Here is a 10,634-nt window from a genome sequence, read left to right as displayed (position 1 = left end):
GGTGATGCTGCCAACTTACTGATTTAGTGTATGATGGTGTTTTTGAGGTGCTCCAGTGGCTTCTGTTTCTATCAGCTGTCCCTCCTGTTCAGCTACTGACGGGGTGGTGCGTAACGGCAAAAGCACTGCCGGACATCAGCGCTATCTCTGCTCTCACTGCCGTAAAACATGGCAACTGCAGTTCACTTACACCGCTTCTCAACCCGGTACGCACCAGAAAATCATTGATATGGCCATGAATGGCGTTGGATGCCGGGCAACCGCCCGCATTATGGGCGTTGGCCTCAACACGATTTTCCGCCATTTAAAAAACTCAGGCCGCAGTCGGTAACCTCGCGCATACAGCCGGGCAGTGACGTCATCGTCTGCGCGGAAATGGACGAACAGTGGGGATACGTCGGGGCTAAATCGCGCCAGCGCTGGCTGTTTTACGCGTATGACAGGCTCCGGAAGACGGTTGTTGCGCACGTATTCGGTGAACGCACTATGGCGACGCTGGGGCGTCTTATGAGCCTGCTGTCACCCTTTGACGTGGTGATATGGATGACGGATGGCTGGCCGCTGTATGAATCCCGCCTGAAGGGAAAGCTGCACGTAATCAGCAAGCGATATACGCAGCGAATTGAGCGGCATAACCTGAATCTGAGGCAGCACCTGGCACGGCTGGGACGGAAGTCGCTGTCGTTCTCAAAATCGGTGGAGCTGCATGACAAAGTCATCGGGCATTATCTGAACATAAAACACTATCAATAAGTTGGAGTCATTACCCAAGAGAGTGTGAAGATTCGTTAATCTTTGAGAAAGCTGAGTCGGTGGTGTGCTGCAGAGTATTATCGTGGTCGCTATAATTTTCTTGCCAATTGATCATAATCATCTGCACAAATGAGATTATTTTTTGCGGTGAGCATCATTCTTTCCTGAGGCTAATTTTTGCATATTAGCGGCCTTAATATTGTTAATGCCGGAGGATAACGTGCCGCTGAAAATCCAGGATGACTATTTACACCGTTTTTTCTCTATCGCAGAACTCTTCTCCCGAGCCACTGGGTTAGCCACAGTCGTCGTTGATATTAACGGTATAGCGTTGTCTGAATGTCATAATTTTAATTCGTTTTGCACATTAATGCGTGCGGATGAGCGCTATCGAGCAGGTTGCCAAAAGTGCGACAAGTACTGTGCTTTTGAGGCATTAAAACAGCTTAAACCCAGAATACTCACCTGTCATGCAGGGCTAAGCCTGTTCTCGATGCCATTAATTCATGAGGGACACCTTTACGGTTTTATTATCTGCGGGCAGGTGCGGGTAAAGTATCAGGAATATAAAACTATCGCTATTGATAACAAAAACTCATGGATTAATAACCCCGAAATTAAAGCTGAGTGGGGCCAGTCTGCGATGGTGGATAATAATGTACTGGTGGCGTCAGCAAATTTGTTAAGTTTTATTGTTGATAATTTTGAGAAAGAACAATTGATCTCTGAGAAGATTGTAGTTCCGGCAACCCGTTACGCTCATCATTATTTCACTGAGCCTTCACGTCACGAGAAAAAACTTATGGCGGCGCTGCGTTATATTGACGAGAATTTGTATGGTGAATTGTCTCTGGAATCTGTCGCGGCTCATGTGTGCTTAAGCGCGAACTATTTCAGCCGGTTTTTCAAGAAACGCCAGGGTGTTAATTTTAAAACCTGGGTGAGTCAGAAAAAAATGCAAAAAGCAGGGGAGTTATTACACGATCCGGTTCATTCCATAGACAGTATTGCCAGGAAATTGCAATACGCGCAAACCAGTTACTTTTGCCGCGTTTTCCGGGCGGCGCATCAAACGTCGCCCCAGTCTTTTCGTCACGCCAGACTTTCGCAGTAAAGATTGTCTGGCAGCGTGATGGCTTCAGGTATAAAAGAGAGCCGATCGCTCAGGGTCACCACATCTCCGATTACAATCAGCGCCGGTGGAACAATATTAGCTTCCTGCGCCTTGCTCAATAATGAACCGAGCGTGCAGGTCAGGCGGCGTTGATTTTCTCGGGTCGCGGACATAATTAGCGCGGCGGGCGTGTCTGCTGATTTCCCGCCCATCAACAGCTCTTCACAGATAAACGCCAGATTGGCGATACCCATGACGATGACCAACGTGCCATTAAGTTTCGCCAGTTGACGCCAGTCCTGCTGCTGATTGCCTTCCCGCGTGTGGCCAGTCACCACGTGAAAGCCGGAGGCAAAATCGCGATGCGTCACCGGGATACCGGCATAGGTCAGGCCGCCAATCGTAGAACTAATACCCGGTACAACTTCAAAAGGGATGCCCATTTCAACCAGATCCTCAACTTCTTCAGCCCCACGGCCAAATACATACGGATCGCCACCTTTGAGGCGCACAATGTTGTGGTGTGTTTGGGCATACTGGACCAGCAGTGCGTTGATTTCACCCTGAGGAACGCAATGGAAGCCTGGATTTTTGCCGACATTGATAAGCAGGCAGTCAGGTAATGCCCATTCTAAAATTTTAGGATTGACCAGCCGATCGTAAATAATGACGTCGGCCTGTTTAATGCAGATCATTGCTTTGAGGGTCAGTAATGAAATATCACCAGGACCTGCTCCAACGAGCCAGACCTTTCCGAAAGTTTTCACAATGTGTCCTTTATCACGTCTGTCAAAAAAATGGCACAAACGACATCAATAAATGATTAAAAGCAGTCGTTTGCCCGTAAGTTATAACGTGAAATTATCCAGGATTAGCGCGTGGATAATATTGATTAATCTCGCAAAGTTTTTTCTGCAATAAACAAGAAGACTTGAAAAATTATTAAGAACTTATTGGCACTATTTACTTAAGTTTAACCTTATTTAAATTGTGTTTATTGTTGTGCTTGAGTATTATTGGTTAATATTTATCCGCCATCAGTGTGAGCAAATCATGGATTGGATCAATGACATCAATGGAGAAAATAAAATATAACTCTCGGTGCTTATCTGGGTGCCTTGAATTATTTTTTATAAATTAAACTATTTTTGTACGCTGCATATGGAAGAGGTTATGAGAGGAAAAATACCCAAGACGGAGTTGCTGGTAACTTTTGAAGTGGTTGCGCGTCACGAAAGTTATACCAGGGCAGCTGAAGAGTTGGCGTTAACACAAAGTGCTGTTTTCCGCCAGGTGAATGCACTGGAGGATTTTCTTAATACCGCGCTATTTAATCATGCCAAAAAACGTATTTTTTTAAATGCGGCCGGCAAACACTATTTAAGTATCGTTAAAGAAACGTTAAATAAACTCGAGCGCGATACGACCACAATAATGACCTGGCAACCGACCGTACAGGTTATTGAGCTGGCGGTAAATCCGACGTTCAGTACGCATTGGTTGATCCCCAACCTGCGCGAGTTTAACAAACTCAATCCTGATATTATCGTGAACATCCATTCGCTGGCGAATATCGGTGATTTTCTTAATCGTGAGTATGATGCGGCAATTATGCGCGAAGATTTCTACTCACCGTGGTCAGAGGTTGAGTACCTGTTTGAAGAGGAAATTCTGCCAGTTTGCAGCCGCTGCCTGCTGGCCGAACCGGAACGGAAACTGTCAGTCCACGAACTGCTGAACGAATACCCGCTGTTGCACCAGAGTACGCGAATCAAAGGCTGGCAGGAATGGTTTGCGCTGTCCAACGTCAGCAGCCCGCTGGTAAATAAAGGCCCGAGATTTGATCTGTTGTCGATGTTGATTGCGGCGGTCCGTTCTAATCTGGGGGTTGCGCTGCTTCCTCGTTTTGCCATTCAGCACGATCTGGACAATGGTGATATGGTCATTCCTTGCGATGTTCCGATGCGCACCGGGAACCGTTTCATTATGACGTGGCGTGAAGAGAAATCGGAGTCTGCGCATTTACAGACATTTCGTAACTGGTTGCTCAGTAAGTCCGTGGTGTCGGCTGCCTGATGGTGGTTTGCGCTTTATCAGGCCTACAACGATTGGTAGGCCGGATAAGACGCGTTAGCATCGTTATCCGGCAAAAGAACGGCTACCAGTCGATTCCAATCTGTGCCTGAATCCCGCGGTCAAACGCGTGCTTGACCGGGCGAATTTCACTGACCGTATCGGCCAGTTCCAGTAACAGCGCATGGCATCCGCGCCCGGTCACGATGACGCTTTGCTCCGCAGGGCGATTTTCGATGGCGCTGATAACCTCCTGTGTGTCCAGATAGTGGTAAGCCAGCATGTAAGTAAGCTCATCCAACACCACCAGATCGTACTGCGGATCAGCCAGCATGCGCTTACTTTCCTGCCAGACTACCGTTGCTGCCTCGATATCCGCTTGCCGATTTTGGGTTTCCCAGGTAAATCCGGTGCCCATAATATGAAATTCGACACCGAGCGGTTGCAGCGTGTTGTACTCGCCATTATCCCACTGGCCTTTAATAAACTGCGCGATGCCAACGGTTTTTCCGTGACCAACCGCGCGCGTTGCCGTACCAAAGGCTGCGGTGGATTTTCCTTTACCGTTGCCGGTGAAGACAATCAGGATCCCTTTCTTCTCCGTTGCCGCCGCCACGCGGGTATCAACCTGTTCTTTCAGTTTCTGCTGACGCTGGCGGTGTCTGTCATTATTGGCTCGCGCTTCCATGGTGACTCCTTAATGTCCTGCCGGACAGGTTGCGCAGCGATGCTGCTGCTCAAACTGGCTAAAGAAGTTATTGCCTTTATCATCCACTAATACGAAGGCCGGCATATTTTTAACTTCCATCATCCACACAGCTTCCATTCCCAGCTCGGGATATTCAAGGCAGTGCAGGCTCTTCACGTACTGCTGCGCCAACAAGGCTGCGGCGCCGCCAATGCTGCCAAGGTTAAAACCACCATGTTTGCGACACGCATCCGTGACTTGCGCGCTGCGGTTGCCTTTCGACAACATGATCAGACTGCCGCCCGCGGCCTGGAAAGCATCGACGTAACCGTCCATGCGCCCGCCGGTTGTGGGACCTAGCGAACCGCAGGCCAGATTACTGGGGGTTTTAGCCGGGCCCGCGTAATAGACGATATGGTTTTTCATGTAATCTGGCATTGGTTCGCCGTTATCCAGGCGCTCTTTGATTTTGGCATGCGCGATATCGCGAGCCACAACAATCGGGCCGGTTAACGATAAACGCGTCCCAATTGGCAGAGTGGTGAGATCATGCAGGATCTCGCGCAGCGGACGATTCAGATCCAGTTGTACGGTCTGGGCGCTATTTTCTACCCGCTGTGAATCGGGAATAAATTTGCCCGGATTATGCTCGAGTTTCTCCAGCCAGATTCCGTGTTTGTTGATTTTGGCCTTGATGTTGCGGTCGGCTGAGCAGGAGAGAGCCATGGCGATAGGGCAGGAGCCGCCGTGGCGTGGCAGGCGGATCACCCGGATATCGTGGGCAAAGTATTTGCCGCCAAACTGCGCGCCGATGCCAAACTCGCGGCTGGCGTTGAGCAGCTCGGCTTCCAGCGCTGTATCGCGGAATGCCTGACCCAGTTCGTTCCCGCTGGTGGGCAGGTTATCGTAATATTTAGTTGAAGCCAGTTTGGCAACCTTCAGCGTCTGGTCGGCGGACAAGCCTCCAACGACGAAAGCGATGTGATACGGCGGGCAGGCGGCTGTACCCAGTGATTTCATTTTTTCGATCAGAAACGCGGTGAGCTTTTCCGGCTGCAGAATAGATTTGGTTTCCTGGAACAGCGCCGCTTTGTTAGCAGAGCCGCCGCCTTTGTTGACGAACAGGAAACGGTATTCGTTACCCGGCGTGGCGCTGATGTCGATTTGCGCCGGCAGGTTAGTCTGGGTATTGACCTCGGTATACATGTCCAGCGGGGCATTTTGCGAGTAACGCAGGTTGTTTTCGGTGAAGGTGGTGTACACGCCTTTGCTTAATGCTTCTGCATCATCGCCGCCGGTCCAGACATGCTGTCCTTTGCAGGCCACAATGGTTGCCGTCCCGGTATCCTGGCAGTTGGGCAGGACGCCTTTGGCCGAAACCTCAGCATTGCGTAGCAGTTGCAATGCGACGTACTTATCGTTACTGCTGGCCTGCGGATCGTGCAGAATGCTGGCTATCTGTTTTAAATGTCCGGCGCGCAGGAAAAATGAAGCCTCATAAAATGCCTGCTGGGCTAATAAGGTTAGCGCTTCTGGCGCAACCTTAATCACTTCCTCTCCGTCTAACTCCGTTACCGCAACGTGCTGGTTACTCAGTAATTCATATTCGGTATTATCTTTACTCTGAACAAAGAGTTCCTGCCAGACAAATGGTTTAGACATGTTTACATCTCACCTTTTAGTTAATATGTCGGATGGCGCTCACGCCATCCGTAATTGCTTAATGCGCTAAAAAGACATTGGCTTTTGTCGCTTCGGCGACATATTCGATCGTTTTCTGGGCGCGAACGCTGTTACCGGCTTCATCCAGCGGCGGAGAATAGACGGCAATCGCATATTCGCCCGGGACAACGGCGACCATGCCGCCGCCGACGCCGCTTTTTGCCGGGATGCCCACGGTGTAGAGCCATTTACCGCTGCCGTCGTATAGTCCGGCAATCGCCATTTCTGCCAGCACCTGCGGAACATATTTTTCATTCAGCAACTGCTTGCCGTTGAATGGAGATTTGCCTTTGTTCGCCAGTACCGCCCCCATTTTGGCCAGTTGCTCAACGGTGATATCCACCGAGCACTGACGGGTATAAATTTCGACAGCTTCGTCGGTATTGCCATAGAAGCTGTTATAGGATTCCATCAGCTTCGCCAGCGCCTGATTGTGCTGGTTGGTTTCCATCTCGGATTTAAAGACCGGCTCATTAACCGTGAGCGTGGCGTCGGCCCAGACGTTCAGGTTGTCGAGGATTTTGTTCCAGCGATCGGTTTTGTCTTTGGCTTCAATCAGGCTAACGGTGCTCATCGCCCCGGCGTTTACCAGCGGGTTCTCAGGCGCGCCTTTGGTCAGCTCAACCGCTAAACCGGAGTTGAAAGGCATGCCGGTGGCATTGGCCCCGAGTTTATCCAGCACCACCTGAGGGCCGTGCTGTTCCATGGCGAGCGCCATGGTGAAGACTTTGCTCAGGGATTCCATGGGGAAGGGTTTGTTAACATCGCCAACCTGGTAGATCTTGCCGTCCACCGTGGCAATGGTGATGGCAAAGTTATTCGGGCTGTAGGTCGCCAGGGCAGGGATGTAGTCGGCGACTTTTCCATCGTGGTTACTTTTATATTTTTGATGTGCCTGGTCGATAAGCTTTGCGTAATCCGGCGTGGTTTGCGCGAGAGTCGTTGCGCTGAACAAAACGCTGAAGGAAAAAATACTCACGCCGAGAAGAGTTTTAGTCATGGTGCAATCCTGTTGGTGTACTCATCATGGTGCCGGATGGCGGTGTACCGCCTTATCCGGCCAACGGATAGTGAAACGTTATGCAGGCCGGATAAGCGCAAGCGCCATCCGGCAATAACGTCGTATCAGGACAACGCGACTTCTGTTTCGGTAACCGGACGTTCTTGTTCCGGGGTCTTCACTGGCGCAGTGCCACGACAACCCTGGCCGAAGTGTTCACCTTCCCAGCGACTTACAATGGCAGCACCCATTGCGTTACTCATGACGTTGGTAGCAGAACGACCCATATCGAGGAACGGATCGACGCCCATCAACAGGATCAGACCAGCTTCAGGAATGTTGAACTGGTTCAGGGTTGCGGCGATAACCACCATTGATGCACGCGGTACGCCCGCCATCCCTTTAGAGGTCAGCATCAGGATTAACAGCATGGTAATTTGCTCGCCCATGCTCAGCTCAATGTTGCATGCCTGAGCAATAAAGACGGTGGCAAATGAGCAGTACGCCATGGAGCCGACCAGGTTAAAGGAGTAACCGATAGGCAGAACGAAGCTGGCGATTTTTGAAGAAACGCCGAATTTTTCCAGCTTGTCCAGGGTGCCCGGGAAGGCGGCTTCTGAGCTGGAGGTAGTAAAGGCCAGCAGTGCAGGCTCGAGGATTGATTTGGTCAAACGCGCGATGCAAGGCCCGACTATCATGGTTGACAGGCCAATCAGGATTGCCCACAGCATACCCAGGGTCAGATAGAATTCACCCATGAAGATCCCGGCGCTGACCATCACACCCAGACCACGTTCGGCAATCAGACCAGAAATAGCGGCAAAAACGGTCAGTGGTGCAAACAGCATGACGTAGCCCGTCAGCTTCAGCATCACGTGTACCAGTGAATCCAGAACCTTCACGATAGGCTCGGCTTTTTCACCAATTGCGGCCAGGCTGCAACCGAGGAAAATTGAGAACACCACGATCTGCAGAATTTCGTTACGCGCCATCGCATCGACAATACTGGTCGGTACTGCGTGCGAGATGAACACTTTCAGCGTGAATGGCTCTGACTGAACGGCGGCAACGGCCCCGACGTCATGCGGCACGAAGTTGATCCCCGCGCCTGGCTGGAAGATGTTAACGATAACCAGACCCAGTGCAATTGACACCAGAGAGGCGCAAATAAACAGGAAGAAGGTTTTCGAAAATATACGTCCCAGCGTTTTGGCATCGCCCATTTTGGCAATACCAACAACCAGAGTTGAAATAACCAATGGCGCGATAATCATTTTTACCATGCGTAAGAATATGGTGGTAAAAATAGAAATATCTGCTGCATAGGATTTTGCTGTTTCAGCCGCGGCCATATTATTTATGGCCACCCCGGCAATCATGCCGAGTATCAGGCCTAATATGATCATCTTCGTTAAACTTATTTTCTTCATGTGTACTCCATCGGATAAAGGCTGGTAATTTGAATTGTGTAGGGTGGTGTGCGCCTGAGCCTGGACAGCAGCTCAGACGCACGCCTGTTGTGACCAACCGCATGAATAATTCGAAGCACTGTGATACCGCTGAATTCAGTGCTCCAATGGTTGTTATTGTGTGTTTTGTTACAAGTCGAACTCAATACTTAATAATGGAGCGTGTTGCTGAGCACCATAAACATCATTGTCACCGACGTTGCCGGAAATAATATCGCGCGGCATGACGATTTTTACGGCATTCGCCGGATCGAACCACACGATATTGTGAATGAAGTCAGGTTCAACATTATATAAACTGGCAATGAGCTGCGGCGTTAATTGCTCGCAGGCTTTTACCCGCTGATAGTCTTCCCTGGTTTTAAATAAAATATCTAAAACCAGTTCGTACGGTCCGGCGTTTTTGGAGCGAATAACCTGCGCCAGTGAACAAATTGAGTGTTTCATGCCTGAACTCCTTCTGGCGTCACCTGTTCAATGTGGAAATCAAATCGCAGCGCATCGCTCGCTTCAATCAGGTGATAGATCGAGAACTCATACACCGGTCCACTTTGAATATCAGATGGCGAGAACGGGAAGGCGAGGTTGCCCGCAGTCGCAATGCGATTTTCATAGCCGTAGTGCAGCAGGGTAGAGCGTACCAGCGAGCAAACGCTGTTGGCGATATCCTGCGTCGGCGCAACGACATCCAGTAAAATCCCCAGCTCATGACCGGCGGTTTTCATCGGTTCATGGTTGCCCATCACACCGTTCTTACCATACAGGTGGAACGTCATGCGGATACTGTCGTCATTCAGAGAGAGGTTACGCGCCACGCTTGCCTGTACCTCTTCGAGAATGGTGTCAATCCCGGCAATCATAATTGGGTCGCGCGTTCCGGCGATGGTCAGGCAACGGAAGCCAACCTGACGCGCGCCTTCCAGTTTCAACGCATACGGTGTTTCTTCATGACGTGAACCACTGACATACACTTCGCCCTCGTTAACCTGGGTAAAGGTGCACGCTTTCAGGTTCAGCACGCCGCCTGGTCCTGGCAGGAAGTACGGATCGGACTTCTCATACAGGGTGTGCGCCGCAGCGGAAGTTTCAGTGAACTTACGCTTGGGATTGAACGCCTTCAGCGTAAAGCCGTTGTCATCAATGATCCCCATCGCACAATCTGAGCCGGAGCCAGGGGTGGCGGCAATGGCAGCACACTCAAGGATCTTCCCGCAATGAAGTGCCAGACCTTCATCAAAGCCCTGCATTATTGGCAGCGCGGCGAAGCAGGCCGGATCGTAGGCACGTCCGCCCAGAACCACCTGCGCGCCAGCTTCGAGCGCACGCTGAAAAGGCTCGACGCCCATCTGCGCGACAATGTAGGTGCTCTCTTCAATTGCATCGTGAGTCAGTTCAGGCACAAAATCGAGCGCGGTGATTTTGCCGTTATCCAGCGCCTGATGAACGATTTCTTTGTCGACATCAGACGGGATTAACGCCATTGAGAAGGACAGTTTTTCTTCCTGTGCGATCTCATGGATTATCTGGCGACACCACTCCAGATGCGGAGCTGCGCCAGAACCACCGGCCGTGCCGATCACTACCGGGATGTTGTTCTTCACGCCTGCCACGATCATATAGCGCAGATCGCGTTTCACACCGGCCCGGTCGGTAAAGGGTTTACCCGCCCCCAGATAGTGGGGGCCTGGATCGGAGGAACCTGCGTCAACAGCAATAAGATCCGGTGACTCTTCCATGGCTTTACGAAAACTTTCTTCCGGGAAGCCATAACCCAGGATAGCCGTAGGCGATAAGATCTTAAATGTGCGTGCCATC

The 10,634-nt window shown here is 50.7% G+C and carries 9 protein-coding genes and 1 pseudogene; 3 read left to right on the top strand and 7 right to left on the bottom strand.

Translation table 11 applies throughout. The features are described from left to right. The first annotated feature begins 55 nt into the window (after window positions 1-55). Window positions 56-753, top strand: a protein-coding gene (locus OGV65_RS14815; RefSeq protein ID WP_095033700.1) for an IS1-like element IS1B family transposase whose coding sequence is annotated in 2 segments (ribosomal slippage) — window positions 56-305 and window positions 305-753 — 699 coding nt in all. Because the reading frame shifts where the segments join, the coding sequence is not laid out codon by codon here. 220 nt (window positions 754-973) lie between these two features. Continuing rightward, window positions 974-1,867, top strand: coding sequence for a PocR ligand-binding domain-containing protein (locus OGV65_RS14810; protein ID WP_016152296.1), 894 nt, complete (start codon window positions 974-976; stop codon window positions 1,865-1,867). Here the strand turns inward: OGV65_RS14810 and cobA are convergent. Then, window positions 1,846-2,634, bottom strand: a complete 789-nt coding sequence (gene cobA / locus OGV65_RS14805) for a uroporphyrinogen-III C-methyltransferase (RefSeq protein ID WP_053090133.1) — start codon at window positions 2,632-2,634, stop codon at window positions 1,846-1,848. The two genes, OGV65_RS14810 and cobA, sit on opposite strands and share 22 nt — an antisense overlap. A gap of 406 nt (window positions 2,635-3,040) precedes the next feature. On the opposite strand from cobA, the gene OGV65_RS14800 reads away from it, so the two are divergent. Further along, window positions 3,041-3,943, top strand: coding sequence for a LysR substrate-binding domain-containing protein (locus OGV65_RS14800; protein ID WP_047359471.1), 903 nt, complete (start codon window positions 3,041-3,043; stop codon window positions 3,941-3,943). Between the two features lie 82 nt (window positions 3,944-4,025). On the opposite strand, the gene cobO is transcribed toward OGV65_RS14800, so the two are convergent. The 6 genes and pseudogenes from cobO to OGV65_RS14770 all read right to left on the bottom strand — a co-directional run bounded on the left by cobO (window position 4,026) and on the right by OGV65_RS14770 (window position 10,633). Further along, window positions 4,026-4,628 (bottom strand): cob(I)yrinic acid a,c-diamide adenosyltransferase, encoded by a 603-nt coding sequence (gene cobO / locus OGV65_RS14795; protein WP_016156012.1) that lies wholly within the window; start codon window positions 4,626-4,628, stop codon window positions 4,026-4,028. Between the two features lie 9 nt (window positions 4,629-4,637). After that, on the bottom strand, window positions 4,638-6,290 hold the full coding sequence (locus OGV65_RS14790; protein WP_047497766.1) for a class I fumarate hydratase: 1,653 nt from the start codon (window positions 6,288-6,290) through the stop codon (window positions 4,638-4,640). A gap of 58 nt (window positions 6,291-6,348) precedes the next feature. Beyond that, window positions 6,349-7,350 (bottom strand): glutaminase A, encoded by a 1,002-nt coding sequence (gene glsA, locus OGV65_RS14785; RefSeq protein WP_016152301.1) that lies wholly within the window; start codon window positions 7,348-7,350, stop codon window positions 6,349-6,351. 148 nt (window positions 7,351-7,498) lie between these two features. Beyond that, window positions 7,499-8,780, bottom strand: a pseudogene (locus tag OGV65_RS14780) (dicarboxylate/amino acid:cation symporter); the annotation flags it as partial. Window positions 8,781-8,948: 168 nt separating this feature from the next. Then, window positions 8,949-9,266 (bottom strand): DUF4387 domain-containing protein, encoded by a 318-nt coding sequence (locus OGV65_RS14775; protein ID WP_016152303.1) that lies wholly within the window; start codon window positions 9,264-9,266, stop codon window positions 8,949-8,951. After that, window positions 9,263-10,633, bottom strand: coding sequence for an acyclic terpene utilization AtuA family protein (locus tag OGV65_RS14770; protein ID WP_016156013.1), 1,371 nt, complete (start codon window positions 10,631-10,633; stop codon window positions 9,263-9,265). The genes OGV65_RS14775 and OGV65_RS14770 overlap by 4 nt, the downstream gene beginning before the upstream one ends. Window position 10,634 lies beyond the last annotated feature (1 nt).

The sequence above is a fragment of the Citrobacter sp. Cb004 genome, assembly GCF_030337065.1.
GTDB lineage: Bacteria > Pseudomonadota > Gammaproteobacteria > Enterobacterales > Enterobacteriaceae > Citrobacter > Citrobacter braakii.
This window is presented reverse-complemented; position numbering and strand designations above follow the sequence as displayed.

Excerpts from the sequence above, each read along its gene's own strand:
- OGV65_RS14800 (WP_047359471.1), top strand. The coding sequence starts at position 3,041 with ATGAGAGGAAAAATACCCAAGACGGAGTTGCTGGTAACTTTTGAAGTG.
- glsA (WP_016152301.1), bottom strand. The coding sequence starts at position 7,350 with ATGACTAAAACTCTTCTCGGCGTGAGTATTTTTTCCTTCAGCGTTTTG.
- OGV65_RS14775 (WP_016152303.1), bottom strand. The coding sequence starts at position 9,266 with ATGAAACACTCAATTTGTTCACTGGCGCAGGTTATTCGCTCCAAAAAC.
- cobO (WP_016156012.1), bottom strand. The coding sequence starts at position 4,628 with ATGGAAGCGCGAGCCAATAATGACAGACACCGCCAGCGTCAGCAGAAA.
- OGV65_RS14790 (WP_047497766.1), bottom strand. The coding sequence starts at position 6,290 with ATGTCTAAACCATTTGTCTGGCAGGAACTCTTTGTTCAGAGTAAAGAT.
- OGV65_RS14770 (WP_016156013.1), bottom strand. The coding sequence starts at position 10,633 with ATGGCACGCACATTTAAGATCTTATCGCCTACGGCTATCCTGGGTTAT.